The 21,165-nt window shown below is 73.8% G+C and carries 15 protein-coding genes; 14 read left to right on the top strand and 1 reads right to left on the bottom strand.

Annotated elements, in window-relative coordinates:
* Positions 1–2 precede the first annotated feature (2 nt).
* The 6 genes from G9H72_RS11400 (at position 3) to G9H72_RS11375 (ending at position 7,426) form a co-directional block, all read left to right on the top strand.
* Entirely contained in the window at positions 3–878 is an 876-nt protein-coding gene (locus G9H72_RS11400) for a TatD family hydrolase (protein ID WP_166171045.1), read from the top strand.
* A 4-nt stretch (positions 879–882) separates the two neighbouring features.
* Positions 883–2,064 carry a metabolite traffic protein EboE gene (eboE, locus tag G9H72_RS11395; protein ID WP_166171043.1) on the top strand — a complete coding sequence of 394 codons (1,182 nt, stop codon included), beginning with the start codon at positions 883–885 and terminating at the stop codon, positions 2,062–2,064.
* A 9-nt stretch (positions 2,065–2,073) separates the two neighbouring features.
* Positions 2,074–3,480, top strand: a complete 1,407-nt coding sequence (locus tag G9H72_RS11390; protein WP_166171041.1) for an alkaline phosphatase family protein — start codon at positions 2,074–2,076, stop codon at positions 3,478–3,480.
* A gap of 62 nt (positions 3,481–3,542) precedes the next feature.
* Positions 3,543–4,550: a sugar phosphate isomerase/epimerase family protein gene (locus tag G9H72_RS11385; protein ID WP_166171039.1), complete on the top strand. Its 1,008-nt coding sequence runs from the start codon at positions 3,543–3,545 to the stop codon at positions 4,548–4,550.
* Positions 4,551–5,027: 477 nt separating this feature from the next.
* Entirely contained in the window at positions 5,028–6,134 is a 1,107-nt protein-coding gene (locus G9H72_RS11380) for a Gfo/Idh/MocA family protein (protein WP_331272207.1), read from the top strand.
* 116 nt (positions 6,135–6,250) lie between these two features.
* Positions 6,251–7,426 (top strand): ROK family protein, encoded by a 1,176-nt coding sequence (locus G9H72_RS11375; protein ID WP_166171035.1) that lies wholly within the window; start codon positions 6,251–6,253, stop codon positions 7,424–7,426.
* A 105-nt stretch (positions 7,427–7,531) separates the two neighbouring features.
* On the opposite strand, the gene ppc is transcribed toward G9H72_RS11375, so the two are convergent.
* Positions 7,532–10,249: a phosphoenolpyruvate carboxylase gene (gene ppc / locus G9H72_RS11370; RefSeq protein WP_166171033.1), complete on the bottom strand. Its 2,718-nt coding sequence runs from the start codon at positions 10,247–10,249 to the stop codon at positions 7,532–7,534.
* 203 nt (positions 10,250–10,452) lie between these two features.
* On the opposite strand from ppc, the gene mfd reads away from it, so the two are divergent.
* The 8 genes from mfd (at position 10,453) to G9H72_RS11330 (ending at position 21,096) form a co-directional block, all read left to right on the top strand.
* Positions 10,453–14,025, top strand: a complete 3,573-nt coding sequence (gene mfd, locus G9H72_RS11365) for a transcription-repair coupling factor (RefSeq protein ID WP_166171031.1) — start codon at positions 10,453–10,455, stop codon at positions 14,023–14,025.
* A complete protein-coding gene (locus G9H72_RS11360) occupies positions 14,022–14,666 on the top strand; it encodes a hypothetical protein (RefSeq protein WP_166171029.1) in 645 nt (214 codons plus the stop codon). The genes mfd and G9H72_RS11360 overlap by 4 nt, the downstream gene beginning before the upstream one ends.
* Positions 14,663–15,601 carry a MazG family protein gene (locus G9H72_RS11355; RefSeq protein ID WP_166171027.1) on the top strand — a complete coding sequence of 313 codons (939 nt, stop codon included), beginning with the start codon at positions 14,663–14,665 and terminating at the stop codon, positions 15,599–15,601. The genes G9H72_RS11360 and G9H72_RS11355 overlap by 4 nt, the downstream gene beginning before the upstream one ends.
* Before the next feature lie 183 nt (positions 15,602–15,784).
* A complete protein-coding gene (locus G9H72_RS11350) occupies positions 15,785–17,437 on the top strand; it encodes a DUF885 domain-containing protein (protein ID WP_166171025.1) in 1,653 nt (550 codons plus the stop codon).
* 288 nt (positions 17,438–17,725) lie between these two features.
* Positions 17,726–19,006, top strand: a complete 1,281-nt coding sequence (eno, locus tag G9H72_RS11345) for a phosphopyruvate hydratase (RefSeq protein ID WP_166171023.1) — start codon at positions 17,726–17,728, stop codon at positions 19,004–19,006.
* Between the two features lie 17 nt (positions 19,007–19,023).
* On the top strand, positions 19,024–19,536 hold the full coding sequence (locus G9H72_RS11340) for an FtsB family cell division protein (RefSeq protein ID WP_166171021.1): 513 nt from the start codon (positions 19,024–19,026) through the stop codon (positions 19,534–19,536).
* Between the two features lies 1 nt (position 19,537).
* The gene (locus G9H72_RS11335; protein WP_166171019.1) at positions 19,538–20,149 is read left to right on the top strand and encodes a DUF501 domain-containing protein; all 612 of its coding nucleotides are present in this window, start codon (positions 19,538–19,540) and stop codon (positions 20,147–20,149) included.
* Complete coding sequence (locus G9H72_RS11330; protein WP_166171017.1) at positions 20,146–21,096, top strand: Ppx/GppA phosphatase family protein; 951 nt, start codon at positions 20,146–20,148, stop codon at positions 21,094–21,096. Before G9H72_RS11335 ends, G9H72_RS11330 begins: the two co-directional genes overlap by 4 nt.
* The last annotated feature ends 69 nt before the right edge of the window (positions 21,097–21,165 follow it).

Raw genomic sequence — 21,165 nt, 5'->3', positions numbered from 1 at the left:
TCGTGCGCATCTTCGACCCGCACATCCACATGACCTCGCGGACGACCGACGACTACGAGGCGATGCACGCCGCCGGCGTCCGCGCGCTTGTCGAGCCGGCCTTCTGGCTGGGACAGCCGCGCACCAACGTCGGCTCCTTCGTCGACTACTTCGACTCGCTGCTCGGATGGGAGCCTTTCCGGGCCGCGCAGTTCGGCATCGAGCACTTCTGCACGATCGGGCTGAACCCCAAGGAGGCGAACGACCCACGCTGCGTCGAGATCCTCGACCTGCTGCCGCGCTTCCTCGCCAAGGACCGGGTCGTGGCCGTCGGCGAGCTCGGCTACGACTCGATGACCAAGGAGGAGGACGAGGCCTTCTCCCGCCAGCTCGAGCTGGCCAAGGACCACGAGCTGCCGGTCCTCGTCCACACCCCGCACCGGGACAAGGCGACCGGCACGCGGCGCACGCTCGACGTCGTGAAGGAGTCGGGGGTGCCGGCCGAGCACGTCATCGTCGACCACCTCAACGAGATGACGGTCGCCATGGTCCGCGACTCCGGATGCTGGGCCGCCTTCTCGGTCTACCCGGACACCAAGATGGACGAGCACCGGATGGTGCGGATCCTGCAGGAGCACGGGCTCGAGCGCATGCTGGTCAACTCCGCCGCCGACTGGGGCCGCAGCGACCCGCTCAAGACGCTGAAGACCGGGCGCGCGATGCTCGAGGCGGGATTCAGCGAGGACGACGTCGACCGGGTGCTGTGGCGCAACCCGGTGGAGTTCTACGCCCAGAGCGGCCGGCTGACGCTTCAGGACGACAGCTTCGAGACCGGCGCCGGCGCGATGTTCCAGGGCAGCTCGGTGCTGCGCGGGGCCCGAGACGCGGCGGACAGCTAGCCCGATGCGATTCCGGCACCCCGACGGGCAGACGGTCCACCTGGCCTACTGCACCAATGTCCACCCCGCCGAGGACCTCGACGGCGTCCTGCGCCAGCTGGACGCGTACGCCCTGCCGGTCCGCGAGCGGCTCGGGGTGCCCCGGCTGGGGCTCGGGCTCTGGCTCGCCCGCGAGGTGGCGACGACGCTGCGCAGCGACGCCGCCGCCCTCGCCCGGCTGCGCAGCGAGCTCGACGCGCGCGGCCTCGAGGTCGTGACGCTGAACGGCTTCCCGTACGCCGGCTTCGGCCAGGAGGTCGTCAAGCTGCGCGTCTACTCCCCGGACTGGTCCGAGCCGGAGCGGCTGCGCTACACCGTGGACCTGGCCTGGCTGCTCGCGGCGCTGCTGCCCGACGACGTGGCGCGGGGCAGCATCTCCACGCTTCCGCTGGCCTGGCGCGAGCCGTGGGGGGCGCCGGCGCAGGCGGCGGCGCGGCGCCAGCTCGACGTGCTGGCCGGCGAGCTGGCCACCGTCGCCGCCGAGACCGGCCGCACGATCCGCGTCGCCATCGAGCCGGAGCCGGGCTGCGTGGTCGAGACCGGCGAGCAGGTGACCGCGTTCCTCGCCGGGCTCGACGCCGAGCGCATCGGGCTCTGCCTCGACGCCTGCCACCTCGCAGTGGCCTTCGAGGACGCCGACGGGCTCGTGGCGCGGCTCGACGCGCTCGGCCTGTCGGTCGTGAAGCTGCAGGCCTCGGCCGCGCTGCACGCTGACGACCCGTCCGACCCGGGCACGCGCGCCGCGCTCGCGTCGTTCGTCGAGCCCCGCTACCTGCACCAGACCCGCGAGCGGGTGGGTGGCGAGCTGGCCGGGCGGGACGACCTGGACGCGGCGCTCGCCGCCGGCGACGGCGTGGCCGGGCTGCCCGCCGGGGCCGCCTGGCGGGTCCACTTCCACGTCCCGCTGCACGCGGACCCCGAGCCACCGCTGCGCTCGACCCGCGAGGAGCTGCAGGACACGCTGCGCACGCTGTTCGCGGGGGCGGCGGCCCGCACGGATACGGTCGAGGTCGAGACCTACACCTGGCACGTCCTGCCCGAGCGGCTGCGCCCCCAGGGGGACGCCGGCCTGGTCGCGGGCATCGCCGCCGAGCTCACCTGGGCCCGGGACAACCTGCTGGCCCTCGGCCTGCAGGAGATCGGATGAGGAGAACGCATGACTGAGGGCCGCAAGCCCGTGCTCCTGCTCGACGTGGTCGGGCTGACGCCGCGGCTGCTCGCGCACATGCCCAACCTGCAGGCGGTCGGCTCGTCCGGCTTCACCGCTCCGCTCGGCACCGTCCTGCCCGCCGTGACCTGCTCGGCGCAGTCGACGTTCCTCACCGGGCTGATGCCGCGCGACCACGGCATCGTGGGCAACGGCTGGTACTTCCGCGACCTCGGTGAGGTGTTCCTCTGGCGCCAGCACAACAAGCTGGTGAGCGGGGAGAAGGTCTGGGAGGCCGCGCGCCGCGAGCACCCCGGGTCGACCTCGGCCAACGTGTGCTGGTGGTACGCGATGGGCGCCTCGACCGACCTGACGGTCACCCCGCGGCCCGTCTACCACGCCGACGGCCGCAAGTCCCCGGACTGCTACACCTACCCCCCGCAGCTGCACGACGAGCTGACCGAGGAGCTGGGGACCTTCCCGCTCTTCCAGTACTGGGGGCCGACGGCATCGATCGCTTCCTCCACGTGGATCATCGAGGCGACGCGGCGCATCCTCGCCCGCAACCGCCCCGACCTCACGATGGCCTACGTCCCGCACCTCGACTACGACCTGCAGCGCTTCGGGCCCGACGGCCCCGAGGCCATCGCCGCCGCACGCGCGGTGGACACGGCGCTCAAGCCGCTGCTCGACGACGCGCGCGGGCGTGGCATCTCGGTCCTCGCGCTCAGCGAGTACGGCATCACGGCCGCCCGCCGGCCGGTCGACGTGAACCGGCTGCTGCGCCGCGAGGGCCTGTTGAACGTCTACGTGCAGGACGGCTACGAGCTGCTCGACCCGTGGACGTCGCGGACGTTCGCGGTCGCCGACCACCAGGTGGCGCACGTCTACGTCGCCGACGAGTCCGACCTGCCGCGGGTGCGCTCGATGCTCGAGAGCCTGCCGGGCGTCGCCGAGGTGCTCGACGAGGCGGGCAAGGCGCGCTACGGCCTGGACCACGAGCGCTCGGGCGAGCTGGTCCTCGTGGCCGAGCCGGACGCCTGGTTCACCTACTACTACTGGCTCGACGACGACCGGGCGCCGGACTTCGCCCGCACCGTCGAGATCCACAAGAAGCCCGGCTACGACCCCGCCGAGCTCTTCCTCAACCCCGAGGACAAGCTCGCCAAGGCGAAGGCCGGCGCGGCGCTCGTGCGCAAGAAGGTGGGCCTGCGCTATTCGATGCAGGTCATCCCGCTGGACCCGTCGCCGGTCAAGGGCAGCCACGGACGGCTGCCCGACAGCGACGCCGACGGTCCCGTCCTCGTCTGCTCCGACGCGAGCGTCGGAGCAGACCGGGTCGGGGCCACCGAGGTGAAGGACCTGCTGCTGCGTCTGGCCCGCAAGGGGCAGCCGCGCCCGGCAGCAGCCGGCTGACCCGTCCCCGGGGCAGCCGGACGTCGACCGTCCGACAACCAACGACGCGAGGAGAACGGCAGATGGCACGACCGATCACCCTCTTCACCGGCCAGTGGGCCGACCTTCCCTTCGAGGAGGTCGCCCGCCGGGCGAGTGAGTGGGGCTACGAGGGCCTCGAGATCGCCTGCTGGGGTGACCACTTCGACGTGCTGAAGGCCGTGGAGGACGACGGCTACGTCCAGGAGAAGAAGGCGCTGCTCGAGAAGTACAACCTCAGCGTCTACGCCATCTCCAACCACCTCAACGGCCAGGCGGTCTGCGACAACCCGATCGACGAGCGGCACAAGGGCATCGTCAACCCCCGGGTGTGGGGCGACGGCGACCCCGAGGGCGTGCGCCAGCGGGCTGCCGAGGAAATGAAGCTGACCGCCCGGGCGGCGGCCAAGCTCGGGGTGAAGACGGTCGTGGGCTTCACCGGGTCGAGCATCTGGCACTACGTCGCGATGTTCCCGCCGGTGCCCGAGCACATGATCGAGGCCGGCTACAAGGACTTCGCCGACCGCTGGAACCCGATCCTCGACGTCTTCGACGAGGTCGGCGTGCGGTTCGCCCACGAGGTGCACCCGAGCGAGATCGCGTACGACTACTGGACCACCGTCCGCACTCTCGAGGCGATCGGCCACCGCGAGGCGTTCGGGCTCAACTTCGACCCGAGCCACTTCGTGTGGCAGGACCTGGACCCCGTCGGGTTCCTCTGGGACTTCAAGGACCGCATCTACCACGTGGACTGCAAGGAGTCGGTCAAGCAGCTGAACGGCCGCAACGGCCGGCTCGGCTCGCACCTGCCCTGGGCCGACCCGCGCCGCGGCTGGGACTTCGTCTCCACCGGGCACGGTGACGTGCCGTGGGAGGCGTGCTTCCGCATGCTCAACGCGATCGGCTACGACGGCCCGATCTCCATCGAGTGGGAGGACGCGGGCATGGACCGCCTCATCGGCGGCCCCGACGCCCTGCAGTTCATCAAGAAGCTCGTCCAGATCGAGCCGCCGGCCGCCGCCTTCGACGCCGCTTTCAGCTCCAAGTCCTGACCCGCTCCCGCGCGGCCACTGAGCGGGGTGCCGGCGCCGTCCCGGCTCCGGCACCCCGCTCCTCCCGACCTCAATGAGGAGGTTCCGTCCCATGCAGTTCTCGCGCCCCCGCCCGGCGCGGGGCACCGGCCGAGCACCGGAGGCCGTCCGCGCCGACGCCGCTCGCGCCGGCAGGGCCCCCGCGGGCAGCTCGGCATCGCCTCCGCCCGGCCCGGCCCGGCCCTCCGGCGCCGCCTGAGCCCGGCCCCTCGGGCGGTCTGACGGGGCAGCCGGCGAGCGGTTCTCGACACCGTTCCAGTCCCACGACGCCGCCCCTTTCGCACGGACTACGAGCCCGGACGACCGACTTTGGTCGCCCGGCGATGACACATGCCCTGGCACTTCGATATGTACCGTGCAGAACTTTCGCAGCGGGGGTTGAAACTCGTGCAAGGCACTGCTTTACTTCGCGGCATGACGGCTACTGTGCGCGTTGGCGTGGTGGGAACGGGTTTCATCGGGGCGGTGCACGTGCGCGCTGCGGCCCGGGCCGGGGCGACGTCCATCGCGGTCGCGGATGCGACTCCTGAGATCGCCGAGGCCGCCGCGCAGCGGATGCGCGCGGACCGGTTCTTCGCGTCCTCGGACGAGTTGATCGCGAGCGACGAGATCGACGTGGTCCACATCTGCACTCCCAACCACCTGCACGCCCCGCTCGTCGAGCAGGCGCTCGCCGCCGGCAAGCACGTGGTGTGCGAGAAGCCGCTGGCGACCGACGTCGCCGACGCGGCGCGCCTGGCCCAGCTGGCCGAGCAGGCCGGCGTGGTGACCGCGGTGCCGTTCGTCTACCGCTACTACCCCACGGTCCGGGACGCGCGCGGCCGCATCGCTCGCGGCGACGCCGGCAAGCTGCACCTGTTCCACGGCTCCTACCTGCAGGACTGGCTCGCGCGGGAGACCGACAACAATTGGCGAGTCAATCCCGCGCTCGGCGGCTCGTCGCGGGCCTTCGGTGACATCGGCATTCACTGGTGCGACCTCGTCGAATTCGTGACCGGTCACCGCATCACCCGCCTCTCGGCGACGACGGCCACGCCGCTCGCGCGCTTTGCCGACGACGAGGGGAATATGGCCCCGGTGACCACCGAGGACATCGCCGCCATTCTCTTCCAGACCGACCTCGGGGCCACGGGGACGCTCGTCGTCAGCCAGGTCTCGCTCGGCCGCAAGAACCGCCTCTGGTTCAACATCGACGGGGCCAACGAGTCCTACAGCTTCGACCAGGAGAACCCCGACACCCTCTGGGTCGGCGGGCGTGACTCCTCCAGCGTGGTGCCGCGCGGCAGCGAGCTGATGAGCCCCGAGGGCGCGCGCTACTCCTACCTGCCGAGCGGCCACCCGCAGGGCTACCAGGACTGCTTCGACGCGCTCATCGGCGACGTCTACGCCGCCGTCCGGGGACAGCGGCCGGAGGGCATGCCGACGTTCGCCGACGGCCTGCGCGGCGCCCGGCTGACCGAGGCCGTCCTCGCGTCCGCGCGGACCGGGCAATGGGTGGATGTTTCGGACGTTGTGGTACTCCCCGACCAGCGGGCTTTGGTCTAGACTCGCCAAAGAGTTGGTGACACTTCTGTCGGTGCCGCCGGCGGCATGGCGGGCTCATTAGGCCATTGCCCGAGACTCCGCGGGTGAAGGGCATGGATATGGCGCGTGTAGGCACAATGCGTCCGGCGACGGATGTGCAGTGCAAGATCCTCCGCCTGCTGCGCGACGAGGGGCCCGCCTCGCGGGCCGCTCTCGTCGGCCTCGTGGGAGTCGGCCGGGCGCGGCTCGGCGTCGAGCTCGAGGAGCTGCTCGCGTCCGGCCTGATCGAGGAGAGCGGGCTCAGCGTCTCGCGCGGCGGCCGGCCCTCCCCACAGGTCTCGCTCAACAGCGGGCTGCGCTTCCTGGCCGTGGACCTCGGGGCGACGTCGGTCAGCGTCGCCATCGGCGACAGCCGGCTCAACCTGCTGACCTTCCTCGAGGAGCCCTGCGACATCCGCAGCGGGCCGGACGGGGTCCTCCCGCACGTCCACGACCTCATCGCGAAGGCCCAGGCCACGGTCGGCTGCGACACCATCTCCGGCATCGGGATCGGGGTGCCGGGGCCGGTGAGCTTCCGGGAGGGCATCCCGGTCAGCCCCCCGCTCATGCCGGGGTGGAACCGCTACCCATTGCGTGACGAGTTCTCCCGCCGGTTCCGCTGCAGCGTCACGGTCGACAACGACGTGAACATGATGGCGCAGGGGGAGCGTTGGGGCGGCGTCGCGAAGGGGATGGACGACTTCCTCTTCGTGAAGATAGGGACAGGCGTCGGCAGCGCTGCGGTCATCCATGGCGACGTCTACCGCGGCGCCGCCGGTTGTGCCGGCGACATCGGGCACATCCGGGCCGGCGAGGGGCACGTGTGCGCCTGCGGCAACACCGGCTGCCTGGAGACGATGTTCAGCGGGGCGGCCCTCAGCCGGGACGCCACGATGGCCGCCACGTCGGGGGAGTCGCCTGCGCTGGCCGCCCGGCTCGCGCACACGCAGACGCTGACGGCCCTGGACGTCGGGGAGGCGGCCCAGGAGGGCGATGCGGTCGCGCTGTCGCTCATCAAGACCGGCGGGCAGCGGCTCGGCACCGTCCTCGCCGAGCTCGTCAACTTCATGAACCCCTCGCTCGTGGTCATCGCCGGCGGCATCTCCCGGCTCGGCCACCCGCTGCTGGCCGAGATCCGGCAGACGGTCTACCGCCAGTCCATGCCGCTGGCCACGAGCAACCTGCCGATCGTGCTCAGCGAGCTCGGGGAGACCGGGGGCGTGCTCGGCGGGCTCGTCACCGCCAGCGACTGGATGTTCTCGCCCTCCGCGTGAGCGCTCTCGAAGCTGCCTGAGCCAAGCGTCGGCGGCGTGCAGAAGGGGCGGCGAGCTGATGCTCGCCGCCCCCTCTGCACGTCGGCGGCCACGCGGCCGCAGCCATCAGCCGGTGTTGCGCAGCCCGGCGGCCACGCCGTTCACGGTGAGCAGCAGCGCGCGGCGCAGCTCGGGGTCGACGTCCTCCCCGGCTGCCCGCACGCGGCGCAGCAGCGCGACCTGCAGGTAGGAGATCGGGTCGACGTAGGCGTCGCGCACCTGCAGCGTGCGGGCGAGCGAGGGGCTCTTGCCCAGCAGCTGGGACTCACCGGTGATGCGGAGCACCTGCTCGACGGTCCGGTCGTGCTCCTCGACGATGCGCTCGAAGATCGGGCGCAGCGCGGGGTCGACCAGGGTCTCCACGTAGTGGCGCGCGATCCGCAGGTCGGTCTTCGCCAGCGTCATCTCGACGTTGGAGAGGAAGTTGCGGAAGAAGTGCCACTCAGACCACATCTGCTCGACGAGCGCGCCGTGGCCGGCCTCGAAGGCCGCCGCGAGGCCGCTGCCGACGCCGAACCACCCCGGCACGACCTGCCGCGACTGGGTCCAGCCGAAGACCCACGGGATCGCGCGCAGCGCCGACAGGCCTGCGTCGGAGGACGGGCGGCGCGAGGGGCGGGACCCGATGTTGAGATCACCGAGCGTCTCGACCGGCGTCGACTGGGAGAAGTACGCCGCGATCTGGGCGTCCCGCGTGAGTGCGCGGTAGGCCTGCTGCGCCCGCTCGGACACCAGGTCCATGACCGGGTCGAACTGCGGCAGCAGCGGCACCGTCGTCTCGCGCGGGGTCCGGTGCAGCACGGTCGCGGTCAGGGTCGCCGCCAGCGTGAGCTGGAGGTTCTCCCGGGCCAGCGACGGCAGGAGGTACTTGTCGCTGATGACCTCGCCCTGCTCGGTCACCTTGATCTCGCCGTCGAGCGTCCCCCAGGGCTGGGCCAGGATCGCCTCGTACGTCGGGCCGCCGCCGCGCCCGACAGTGCCGCCGCGGCCGTGGAACAGCCGCAGCCGCACCCCGTGGCGCCGGGCGACGTCGCGCAGCCGGCGCTGCGCGCGGTGGATCTCCCACTGGGAGCTGGCGATGCCGGCGTCCTTGTTCGAGTCCGAGTAGCCGAGCATCACCTCCTGCACGTCGCCGCGCAGGGTGACCAGGCTCCGGTAGCTCGGGTCCGAGAGCAGGTCCTCGAGGATCTCGTCGGCCGCGCGCAGCTCGTCGACGGTCTCGAGCAGCGGGACGAACCCGATCTGCGCGACGCCTCCGGCCAGGTCCACGAGGCCGGCCTCGCGGCCGAGCAGCACCGCGGCCAGCACGTCGTCGGCGCCCCGGGTCATGGAGATGATGTACGACTCGGTGACCTGGGAGCCGAAGCGCTCGAAGGCCTCGCGCACGGTCGTGAAGACCGCGAACACCCGCTGGCCCGCCGCGTCCAGCGGCGGCGGGGTGGGCGCCAGCGGGCGGCGGCTCGCCAGCTCCTGGCGCAGCAGGGCCAGCCGGTCCTCCCGCTTGAGCTGGGCGTACGGCGTCGAGCTCTCGCCCAGCCGGTCGAACAGCTGGGCGAGGGTGTCGTGGTGGGCGTCGGAGTGCTCGCGGACGTCCAGGGTCGCCAGGTGCAGCCCGAACGCCTGCAGGGTCCGGACCAGCCGCTCGAGCCGGCCGTGCGCGACGAGCTCGCCCTTGTGCGCGAGCAGCGAGTCGCGCACCACGACCAGGTCGCGCACCAGCTCGGTCGTCGAGGCGTAGTCGCGCCCCGGCGCGTGGGGGCCGGCCGTCGCGTGGCGGCGCCGGGTGTGCTCGAGCTTGTGCCGGATGCAGGTGAGCTTGAGGCGGTACGGCTCCTGCTGGTTGAGCCGCAGATAGCGCGGTGGCACCTCGGGCAGCCGCTCGAGGTCGGCCGCCAGGCTGTCGCGCAGCTCCTGGGTGACCCCCACGTTGCGCAGGCTCGAGGAGAGCTCGGCGCGCAGCTGGTCGATCTGCTCGCCGACGGCGTTGAGCGCGTGGTCGTGCTGGAGCAGCAGGACGTCGTAGGTCACCCGCGGGGTGACGTTGGGGTTTCCGTCGCGGTCGCCGCCGATCCAGGAGCCGAAGGTGAGCGGCCGGCTCTCCAGGGGCAGCGCCACCCCCGCGCGCCCGAGCTCGTCGACGAGCTCCTCGAGCACGTCGGGCACGGCGATGCGGAACAGCTCGTCGAGGTAGTAGACGGCGTTGCGCGCCTCGTCGAGCACCTCCGGCCGCTCCGAGCGCAGCTCGTCGCTCTGCCACAGCAGGTCGACCAGCTCGGCGAGGCGGCGGACGGACCGGGGGTCGGACTGCCAGTCGTCGCGCTCGAGCAGCTCGCCGATGCGGCGCAGCTTGGTGAGTACCGTGCGCCGGGCCGCCTCGGTCGGGTGGGCGGTGAAGACCGGGCGGACCGAGACGTGGCGGACCATCTCGGCCACCTCGTCCTGCGGGACCCGGGCGTCGACGATCCGGTCGACCGCCTGCTTGAGCCAGCTGCCCTGCTCCGCGCGCAGTCGGCGCAGGTCGCGCGCCCGGTGCACCTGCTCGGCGATGTTGGCCAGGTGGAAGAACATCGAGAAGGCGCGCGCGAGCCGGGCCGCGGTGGGGACGTCCACCTCGGCCAGCAGCTTGGCGGCGGCGTCTCCGTCGTCGCGGGTGAGCCGGCGTACCCGCTCGACCAGGTCGAACAGCTCCTGGCCCTCCTGGCGGACGATGGTCTCGCCCAGGATCGTCCCCAGCCTGCGGATGTCGGCGCGCAGGCCGGCGGGGATGTCGTCAGCGTCGGTCACGGGTTCTCCTCGCGTCGTCCGCCTGAGCGGCGGCGGTCGGACGGCGCTGTCCGTGGGCGGCACCCTACTGCCGGGCCGGCCTGCCCGAGGCACCCCCGGCCAACTCCACGCCGTCGGGTGGCGGCCCCCCGCTCGGCCGGCCGTAGGCTGGAGATGCGCCGCTTCATGGGCGCTGCCGCATACGTGCCGCTTGAGGAGCGCCCGTGACCCTGAGCGGCCTGCTGACCGCCGTCGCCGCCGACCCTGCCCTCGCCCGCGCCGTGCGGGAAGCGCGGGACGGCGCCAGCCCCACGCTCGAGCTGGCCGCCCCGGCGCCGGTCCGCCCGTTCGCGGTGGCGGCCCTGGCCGCCCCGGCGCCGCTCGGCGCCGCGCGGACGGTGCTGGCCGTCACGGCCACCGGCCGCGAGGCCGAGGACCTCGTCACCGCGCTCGGGTCGCTGCTCGGCCCGGACAACGTGGCGCACTTCCCCTCCTGGGAGACGCTCCCGCACGAGCGGCTGAGCCCCCGCAGCGACACCGTCGGCCTCCGGCTCGCGGTGCTGCGGCGGCTGGCGCACCCCTCGGCGGACGACCCCTCCGCGGGCCCGGTACAGGTCGTCGTCGCGCCCGTCCGCAGCGTCCTGCAGCCGCTGGTCCGCGGTCTCGGCGACCTCGAGCCCGTCAGCCTGCGCCCCGGCGACGAGCTGGCGCTGGACGACGCGGTCGAGCGGCTGGCCGCCGCCGCGTACACCCGGGTCGACATGGTGGAGAAGCGCGGCGAGTTCGCCGTGCGCGGCGGGATCCTCGACGTGTTCCCGCCGACCGAGGAGCACCCGCTCCGGGTGGAGTACTGGGGCGACACGGTCGAGGAGGTGCGCTGGTTCAAGGTCGCCGACCAGCGCAGCCTCGAGGTCGCCGAGCACGGGCTCTGGGCGCCGCCCTGTCGGGAGCTGCTGCTGACCCCCGAGGTGCGGGAGCGGGCGCGCGCGCTCGGCGCCGCCCACCCGAGCCTGGCCGAGGTCGTCGACAAGCTCGCCGAGGGGATCGCGGTCGAGGGCATGGAGGCGCTGATCCCGGCGCTCGTGGACGACCTCGAGCTGCTGCCCGAGGCGATGCCCGCCGGGACGTACGTCGTCGTGTGCGACCCGGAGCGGGTGCGTGCGCGGGCAGCGGACCTGGTGGCCACCAGCCGCGAGTTCCTCGACGCGTCGTGGGCGACCGCGGCAGCCGGGGGCGAGGCGCCGATCGACCTGGGCGCCTCGTCCTACCGCGACCTGTCCGAGGTGCGGGCGACCACGCTGGCGAGCGGCCGGGCCTGGTGGACCGTGACCCCCTTCGACACCGACCTCGAGATCAGCGAAGCCGAGAACGTGCTTCCGGTGTCGGCGAAGGAGGTCGAGGGCTACCGCGGCGACGTGCAGCGCGCGATCGCCGACGCCAAGGGGTGGCTCGGCGAGGGGTGGCGGGTCGTCTACGTCACCGAGGGGCACGGGCCGGCCGAGCGCACGGTCGAGCGGCTCAAGGAGGCCGGTGTGCCGGCGCGGCTGGACGTCGGGCTGCGGCAGGAGCCCTCGCCCGGCGTCGCCGAGGTGACGACCGGCTGCATCGAGCACGGCCTGGTCTCCGCCCAGCTCAAGCTGGCGATCCTCACCGAGACCGACGTCAACGGCCAGAAGGCGTCGACCAAGGACATGCGGCGCATGCCGAGCCGGCGGCGCAACCAGGTCGACCCGCTGCAGCTCAAGCCCGGCGACCCGGTCGTCCACGAGCACCACGGCGTCGGCCGCTACGTCGAGATGGTCCAGCGCACCGTGCAGGGGGCGACCCGCGAGTACCTCGTCATCGAGTACGCCCCGAGCAAGCGCGGCGCCCCCGGCGACCGGCTGTTCGTCCCCACCGACCAGCTCGACCTCGTCACGCGCTACGTCGGCGGCGAGCAGCCGGCGCTCGACCGCATGGGCGGGGCGGACTGGCAGAAGCGCAAGGGCCGGGCGAAGAAGGCGGTCAAGCAGATCGCCGCCGAGCTGATCAAGCTCTACAGCGCGCGCATGGCGACCCAGGGGCACCAGTTCGGCCCGGACACCCCGTGGCAGCGCGAGCTCGAGGACGCCTTTCCCTACGCCGAGACGCCTGACCAGCTGTCGACGATCGACGAGGTCAAGCGCGACATGGAGCGCCCGGTCCCGATGGACCGCGTGGTCTGCGGCGACGTCGGCTACGGCAAGACCGAGATCGCGGTGCGCGCCGCGTTCAAGGCCGTCATGGAGGGCAAGCAGGTCGCGGTCCTCGTGCCGACGACCCTGCTGGTGCAGCAGCACTACTCGACGTTCAGCGAGCGCTACGCCGGCTTCCCGGTCAACGTCAAGGCGCTGAGCCGCTTCCAGACCGACAAGGAGGCCAAGGCGGTCCAGGAGGGGGTGCGCGACGGCAGCGTGGACGTCGTCATCGGCACCCACCGGCTCATCATGGGCGACGTCCACTTCAAGGACCTCGGCCTCGTGATCGTCGACGAGGAGCAGCGCTTCGGCGTCGAGCACAAGGAGCGGCTCAAGCACCTGCGCACCAACGTGGACGTGCTGACGATGTCCGCCACCCCGATCCCGCGCACCCTGGAGATGTCGATCACCGGCATCCGCGAGATGTCGACGATCCTCACCCCGCCGGAGGAGCGGCACCCGGTGCTCACCTACGTCGGGGCCTACGACGAGAAGCAGATCTCCGCGGCGATCCGCCGCGAGCTGCTCCGCGAGGGGCAGGTCTTCTACATCCACAACCGGGTGGAGTCGATCGAGCGGGCCTCGGCCCGGCTGCGCGAGCTCGTCCCCGAGGCCCGGGTGGCGCACGCCCACGGGCAGATGAACGAGCACCAGCTCGAGCAGGTCGTGCTCGACTTCTGGGAGCGCCGCGTCGACGTCCTCGTCTGCACCACGATCGTGGAGAGCGGGCTCAACATCTCCAACGCCAACACCCTCATCGTCGAGCGCGGCGACACCCTCGGCCTGTCCCAGCTGCACCAGCTGCGCGGCCGCGTCGGCCGTGGCCGGGAGCGGGCGTACGCGTACTTCCTCTACCCGCCGGAGAAGCCGCTCACGGAGACGGCGCACGACCGGCTCGCGACGATCGCGCAGAACAGCGACCTCGGCGCCGGCATGCGGGTGGCGATGAAGGACCTGGAGATCCGCGGCGCGGGCAACCTGCTCGGCGGCGAGCAGTCCGGGCACATCGCCGACGTCGGCTTCGACCTCTACGTCCGCCTGGTCGGCGAGGCGGTCGCGGAGTTCAAGGGCGAGGCCGACACCGCCCCGGCCGAGGTCAAGGTCGAGCTGCCGGTCGACGCCCACCTGCCGCACGACTACGTGCCGGGCGAGCGGCTGCGGCTGGAGGCGTACCGCAAGCTGGCCGAGGCCGCCGACGACGAGGCGATCGAGGCGGTCAAGGCCGAGCTCGCCGACCGCTACGGCACCCCGCCGGAGCCGGTCGAGAACCTCGTCGCCGTCGCCCGGTTCCGCGCGCACGCCCGCACGGCCGGCCTGCGGGACGTCGCGCTGCAGGGGTCGCAGATCCGCTTCGGCCCGGTCGAGTTGCGCGAGTCCCAGCAACTGCGGCTCCAGCGGCTCTACCCTCGCACTCTTGTGAAGCCCGCCACATCTACGATCCTGGTGCCACGCCCGGCCACCGCCCGGATCGGAGGGTCCCCGTTGCGCGACGTCGCCCTGCTCGACTGGTGCCGAGACCTCATCGACGCCGTGCTGCTGGACGCCCCGGCACCGGCCGCCGCGGGCGGGAGCGGGCGGTGAGCGCGCGTCGCCGAGCCGTCGGCGCGCTGCTGGCCGCCGCCGCGCTCACCGCGTGCTCCCCGTCCGGGGCGGGCTCCGCCGTCGTGGTGGGGGACCAGCGTGTGAGCAACGAGGAGGTGCGGACGGTCGCGGACCGGCTCGTGAGCGCCGAGCAGAGCCCGTTCGCCCAGGAGCGGCCGCGCGCGGTGTCCTACACCCTCAACTACCTCACCGAGTACGCGCTGCTCGACGAGCTCGCGGCCCGCCAGGACCCGCCGATCACGGTCGACCAGAGCGAGATCGAGGCGATCCGCGGGCAGCTCGTGCGCACCGGCGGGGAGGAGGGCCTGGCGTCGGCCTTCCTCGAGCAGGGTGTCGCGCCGGGGACCGAGGACCGTTACCTGCGGTGGTACCTCATCCAGACCGAGCTCGGGGAGCGGCTGGTGCCGGGAACGGCCACCGAGCAGGTGCAGGTCGAGCGCCAGCAGGCGGTCAATGCGTTCCGGCGGCAGTTCGCGGAGTCGATCGGGGTGGAGATCAGCCCGCGCTACGGCCGCTACGACGCCGTCAACGCCACGCTCGTCCCGCTCGAGAGCGGCGGGCTGGCCACCGGCTCGACACCGACGCCCGCGCCCGGCCTGACCGGCGAGGGGACCGGGTGACGGGGGAGCCCACCCGCCCCACGCTCGTCGTCGTCAGCCCGCGCGTCCCGCCCGGCGCCTTCTCCTGGCCCGCCTGGCAGGCGCTGCGCTCGGCCGCCGGCGTGGTGGTCGACCCGGCGCTCTCCGCGCACCTGCCCGCGCTCGCCGAGGCGGGCGTCCGCGTGGCCGACGAGGGCGAGGTCCGCCTCGTGCCCGCGGCCGCGCTCCCCGCCGAGGCCGCGGCCGCCGGGCCCGGAGCCACCGTCGTCGAGCTGCCCGACCTGCCGGGCGCGCACGTGCTCGACCTCGTCGCGCTCCTGGACCGGCTGCGCAGCCCGGGCGGCTGCCCCTGGGACGCGGAGCAGACGCACCGCAGCCTGATCCAGTACCTGCTGGAGGAGGCGTACGAGGTCGTCGAGGCGATCGAGGACGACGACCGCGACGCGCTCGTCGAGGAGGTCGGGGACCTGCTGCTGCAGGCGGTCTTCCACGCCCGGCTGGGCGAGGAGCGGGCCGACGGCCCCTGGTCGATCGACGACGCCGCCGACGGGATCGTCGCCAAGCTGATACGCCGCCACCCGCACGTCTTCGGGCCTGCCGCGGGCACCGGCGAGGTCGCGTCCTCGCACACCGAGAAGACGTGGGACGCGGTCAAGCGGGCGGAGAAGGGGCGCGCGTCGGCCGTCGACGGCGTCCCGCTCGCGCAGCCGGCGCTGTCGCTGGCGTCGAAGCTGATCGGGCGCGCGGAGCGCGCGGGGCTCGACGTCCCGGTGGGCGCCGTGGATTCCGCCGAGCCGGACGTGGGGGAGCTGCTGCTGTCGGTGGTCGCCCGGGCGCGTGCCGAGGGCGTGGACGCGGAGGGGGAGCTGCGGGCCGCCGCGCGGCGCTACGCGGACCGGGTGCGGGCCGTCGAGGCCGCGGGCGCGGCCGGGACGGGCCACCCCTCGGGCGCCTGAGCAAGCCTCGCCGCCGCCGGGGCCCGGGCGGCGACGATCCGTGTGCGGTCGCGGGGCATCGGGTCGGCCGCGTGCCGCGGTCGGGCTCACGTGCCGCCTGCTGCCCCGGCGTGCGACCGGCCTCCCCGCCGGTCGCGCGCAGGCCGTGCGGCAGGAGGCGCGCCGCTCGGCGAGGATCGCCCCATGACAGAGCCCGCGGCCTTCGAGCCCGTCGCCCGTGCCGGCCTGGACACCCTCCTGCGCCACAACCCCTCGCTCGCGACGGTGTCCGGCGACCACCGGTACGACGACCGGCTGGAGCGGCTCGACCCGGAGGCGCTCGCCGAGGAGCGCGCGGACCTCGCCGGCGCGCTCGACGCGCTGGCCGCGCTCGACCCGGGCGGGCTGTCGGCGGACGACGCGGTCGACCGCGAGGTGCTGCGGGTGGCGCTCGAGTCCCGGGCCTTCGCCCTCGACGAGCTGCGCCCGCTCGCGCACGACCCCCTGGAGGCCAACCCCGGCACGGCGGTCTACACGCTGCTGGCCCGCGACTTCGCGCCGCTGGGCGACCGGCTCCGCGCAGCCGCCTCCCGGCTGCGGGCCGTCCCGGCCAACCTGGCGGCCGCGCGTGCGGCGCTCGGCGTGGCCCCGCGCGTGCACCTGGAGACGGCCGCCGGGCAGTTCATCGGCACCCGGGCGCTGCTGGTGGACGAGCTCGCCGCCACGCTGGGCGAGGCGCCCGCGCTGCGCGCCGAGGTCGAGCCGGCCCGAGCGGCGGCGATCGAGGCGGTCGACGAGCACCTGGCCTGGCTGCGCGCCCGGCTCGCGGCCACCGACGGCTCCGCGGACGGCGACCCGCGGCTCGGGGCGGAGCGGTTCTCGCGCAAGCTCGCGCTCTCGCTGGACCTGGGGGAGCACACCGCCGCGGACGACGTCCTCGCGCTCGCGGAGGACAACCTCGCCCGGGTGGAGGCGGAGATCGCGCAGGTCGCGGCCCGGCTCGGCGGGACGCCGCGCGAGGTGCTCGACCGGCTCGCCGCGGAGGGAGGTGTCGAGGACTCCACCGTCGTCGCGCTGTGCCGCGAGGCGCTCGCCACCACGACGGCGTTCGTCGCGGAGCGCCGGCTGATGACCGTGCACGACGACCCGGTGGAGGTGATCGTCATGCCGGAGATCCACCGCGGGGTGGCCGTCGCGTACTGCAGCCCGCCCGGGCCGCTGGAGACGGCGCCGCTGCCGACGTACTTCGCCGTGGCCCCGACGCCCGCCGACTGGAGCGCGGAGCGGGCGCGCTCGTTCTACCGCGAGTACAACGCCCACATGCTCCAGGAGCTCACGGTCCACGAGGCCGCCCCGGGGCACGTGCTCCAGCTGGCCCACTCGCGCCGCTACCGCGGCTCCACCCCGGTGCGCGCCTGCCTGTGGAACGGGGCGTTCGTCGAGGGCTGGGCGGTCTACGCCGAGGAGCTCATGGCGGACCGCGGCTACCCCGGCGTGGGCGGCCCCGACGGCAACGCGGCGCTGCGGATGCAGCAGCTGAAGATGCAGCTGCGCATGACGATCAACGCGATCCTGGACATCCGCGTCCACACCCGCGGCATGACCGAGGCCGAGGCGCTCGCCCTCATGGTCGGGCGCGGCCACCAGGAGGAGGGCGAGGCCGTCGGCAAGTGGCGCCGCGCGCTGCTGACCAGCGGGCAGCTCTCGACGTACTTCGTCGGGTACGCCGCGGTGAGCCGCCTCGCCGCCCACCTGCGCGCCGCCAGCCCCGGCTGGGACGACCTGCAGGTGCACGACGCGCTCCTCGCGCACGGGTCGCCCGCGCCCCGGCACGTGCGAACGCTGCTCGGGCTCTGACCCGCGCTCCGTGGCCATGTGCGCGGCGGCCCGCCGGTCGCAGCCGTACCCCGGCCCGACCACGTGATCGCGGGGCCCGGGGCACGTCACAGGCCGGGGGCCGGTGCGACTCCCGTCCGGTCCGTCCACCACCCCGGCCCCTGCCCGGCGAGGCGACGACAGCGTGCACGCCGGGTGGCGTGCCGGTGCCCGCGAGGCCGCGACCCTCGCGGGGGGAGCGCCTGCGCGGGAAGATCGGGCCGCGCCGGTAGGCTGCGGTCGTATCCCAGCCTGCGTGAGGAGAACGACGTGGCGAGCATTGACGCCGTCGGCGCCCGGGAGATTCTTGACTCCCGCGGCAACCCCACCGTCGAGGTGGAGGTGGCCCTGGACGACGGCACCATCGCCCGTGCGGCCGTGCCGAGTGGCGCCTCGACCGGAGCCTTCGAGGCCGTCGAGCTGCGTGACGGCGAGTCGCGCTACGGCGGCAAGGGCGTCGAGAAGGCCGTCCTGGCCGTCCTCGACGAGATCGGCCCCGAGCTGGTCGGCTTCGAGGCCAGCGAGCAGCGGCTGATCGACGCCGCCCTGCTCGAGCTCGACGGCACCCCGAACAAGGCGCGCCTCGGCGCCAACGCGATCCTGGGCGTCAGCCTCGCGGTCGCCCGCGCCGCGGCCGAGTCGGCCAAGCTGCCGCTCTTCCGCTACATCGGCGGCCCCAACGCGCACACCCTGCCCGTCCCCATGATGAACATCATCAACGGTGGCGCGCACGCTGATTCCGGCGTCGACATTCAGGAATTCATGATCGCCCCGGTCGGGGCCGAGACGTTCCGCGAGGCGCTCCGCTGGGGCGCAGAGGTCTACCAGTCGCTGAAGTCGGTGCTCAAGGCCGAGGGCCTGGCCACCGGCCTCGGTGACGAGGGTGGCTTCGCGCCGAACCTGCCGAACGGCCGGGCGGCGCTGGACCTCATCGGCCGCGCGATCGACAAGGCGGGCTTCACGCTCGGCGACGACATCGCGCTCGCGCTCGACGTGGCCGCGACCGAGTTCCACGAGAACGGCACCTACCGTTTCGAGGGCTCGGACCGCACCTCCGCGCAGATGACGGCCTACTACACCGAGCTGGTCAACGACTACCCGCTCGTCTCGATCGAGGACCCGCTCGACGAGGAGGACTGGGACGGCTGGGCGGCCATCACCGCCGAGCTCGGCAAGCGCGTGCAGCTCGTGGGCGACGACCTGTTCGTCACCAACCCCGAGCGGCTCGCCCGCGGCATCGCCGGCGGTCAGGCCAACGCGCTGCTCGTCAAGGTCAACCAGATCGGCAGCCTCACCGAGACGCTCGACGCGGTCTCGCTCGCGCACCGCAGCGGCTACCGCTGCATGATGAGCCACCGCTCCGGCGAGACCGAGGACACCACGATCGCCGACCTCGCGGTGGCGACCGACTGCGGCCAGATCAAGACCGGTGCGCCCGCCCGCAGCGAGCGCGTCGCCAAGTACAACCAGCTGCTCCGCATCGAGGAGGAGCTGGACGACGCCGCCCGCTACGCCGGCCGCTCCGCGTTCCCGCGGGCCGCGAAGGCCTGACCGGGGAGCACCCGGCCATGCCCGCATCCTCGTCCCGGCGTACCCCGCCGCGCGCTCCCGGGCGCGCGGCGGGGCAGCCGGGGCGCTCCCGGCCCGACGCCCCGCCACGGCGCGCCCGCGCGTCTGCACGGGCGTCCCGCCGGGGCTCCGGCCTGACGACGCGCGCGGCCGTGCTCGCGCTCGTGGTCTGCGCCCTCGCGCTGTCGCTCGCGTACCCGCTGCGCGAGTACCTCGGGCAGCGCTCGGAGATCGCCGCGCTGCGCGAGCGCACCGCCCAGCAGGAGCAGCGTGTCGCCCAGCTCGAGGCGGACAAGGCGCGCTGGCAGGACCCGGCGTACCTGCGCACCCAGGCGGAGGAGCGGCTGCACCGCGTCCCGCCGGGGGAGTCGCACTTCGTGGTCAAGGAGCCGGACCGCAGCACGGCCCGGCAGGACACCGAGGAGGCCGCCCCGCGGGCGGACGAGCGCGGCGAACGGCCGTGGTTCGGGACGCTGTGGGAGTCGGTCGAGGCCGCGGACAGCGGCCGCTGACGTGACGGCCCCGCACCTCGGCGAGACGGCCGCGGCCACCGCACCCGCGGCCACCCCACCTGCTGAGGACATCGCCGCCTCCGACCGGGACGCCATCGCCCGCCAGCTCGGGCGCCCGCCCCGCGGGCTGCGCGCGGTCGCGCACCGCTGCCCGTGCGGCCAGCCCGACGTCGTCGAGACGGCTCCGCGGCTGCCGGACGGCACGCCGTTCCCGACCTTCTACTACCTCACCTGCCCGCGGGCCACGGGTGCGGTCAGCACCCTGGAGTCCGAGGGGCTCATGCGCGAGATGACCGAGCGCCTGCAGTCCGACGAGGGGCTGGCCGCGGCCTACCGCGCGGCGCACGAGGACTACCTGCGCAGGCGCGACGCCGTCGAGCAGGTCCCGGAGATCGCCGACGTCACGGCCGGCGGCATGCCGTCGCGCGTGAAGTGCCTGCACGTGCTCGTGGCGCACTCGCTGGCCGCCGGCCCGGGGGCCAACCCGCTCGGCGACGAGGCGCTCGCCGCGCTGCCCGACTGGTGGACGGGCGGCCCATGCGCCCTCTCCGCCGCCGACGCGCCACCTCCCGAGACACCCGCCCCCACCGCCCCGGAGCAGGACGGCCCATGACCTCCCAGCGCGTCGCAGCCTTCGACTGCGGCACCAACTCGATCCGCCTGCTCGTGGCCGACGTCGACCCCGTGGCGGGCACGTTGCTGGACCTGGACCGCCGGATGGAGGTCGTACGCCTCGGCCAAGGCGTCGACCGCACCGGGCGGCTCGCCCCCGAGGCGTTGGAGCGCACCTTCGAGGCCACCCGCCGCTACGCGGAGGCGGTCCGCGCCTTCGGCGCGGAGCGGGTGCGCTTCGTGGCCACCTCCGCCACCCGTGACGCCGAGAACCGGGACGAGTTCGCCGCCGGCGTGCGCGACATCCTCGGCGTCGAGCCGGAGGTGGTGACCGGGGCCGATGAGGCCGCGCTCAGCTTCGCCGGGGCGACCCGCGAACTGGCCGGGGACGGGGTCGCCGGGCCGTACCTCGTCGTCGACATCGGCGGCGGCTCCACCGAGTTCGTGCTGGGCGACGCGAGCGGCGTGCGGGCGGCTAGGTCGGTGGACATCGGCTGCGTGCGCATGACCGAGCGCCACCTGCACGAGGACCCGCCCACCGCCGAGCAGGTGGCCGCCGCCCGGGCCGACGTCGAGGCCGCGATCGCGCTGGCCGCGCAGACCGTCCCGCTGCACGAGGCCCACACGCTCGTCGGCGTCGCCGGCTCGGTGACGACCGTCGCGGCCATGGCGCTGGACCTCGAGGCGTACGACTCCTCGGTCATCCACCGCTCGCGCATCCCCTCCGACGACGTGCGTGACGTGTCGGCCAAGCTCCTCGCGGCTTCGCACGCCGAGCGTGCTGCGCTGCCCTTCATGCACCCCGGTCGGGTCGACGTGATCGGCGCGGGCGCGCTCGTGCTGGAGGCGGTCGTGGACCGGCTCGGCCTGCCCGACCTGGTCGTCAGCGAGCACGACATCCTCGACGGGATCGCCTGGAGCCTGGTGGAGGCCCGGCTGCCCGGCTAGGCGGGCCAGCAGGCTCGGGTCGAGCCGAGCGGCGGCGGTCGCCGGCCGGCGCGGGACCTCCCGAGGGAC

Origin of the sequence: Motilibacter aurantiacus (genome assembly GCF_011250645.1) — a bacterium.
Lineage (GTDB): Bacteria > Actinomycetota > Actinomycetes > Motilibacterales > Motilibacteraceae > Motilibacter_A > Motilibacter_A aurantiacus.
Note: the sequence above shows the minus strand (reverse complement) of the source record. Positions and strands in the feature narration are given on the sequence as shown.

Coding starts and splice junctions, on each gene's coding strand:
- G9H72_RS11330 (WP_166171017.1), top strand. CDS start 20,146: ATGACCTCCCAGCGCGTCGCAGCCTTCGACTGCGGCACCAACTCGATC.
- G9H72_RS11340 (WP_166171021.1), top strand. CDS start 19,024: ATGCCCGCATCCTCGTCCCGGCGTACCCCGCCGCGCGCTCCCGGGCGC.
- G9H72_RS11375 (WP_166171035.1), top strand. CDS start 6,251: ATGCGTCCGGCGACGGATGTGCAGTGCAAGATCCTCCGCCTGCTGCGC.
- eboE (WP_166171043.1), top strand. CDS start 883: ATGCGATTCCGGCACCCCGACGGGCAGACGGTCCACCTGGCCTACTGC.
- G9H72_RS11350 (WP_166171025.1), top strand. CDS start 15,785: ATGACAGAGCCCGCGGCCTTCGAGCCCGTCGCCCGTGCCGGCCTGGAC.
- G9H72_RS11385 (WP_166171039.1), top strand. CDS start 3,543: ATGGCACGACCGATCACCCTCTTCACCGGCCAGTGGGCCGACCTTCCC.
- G9H72_RS11390 (WP_166171041.1), top strand. CDS start 2,074: ATGACTGAGGGCCGCAAGCCCGTGCTCCTGCTCGACGTGGTCGGGCTG.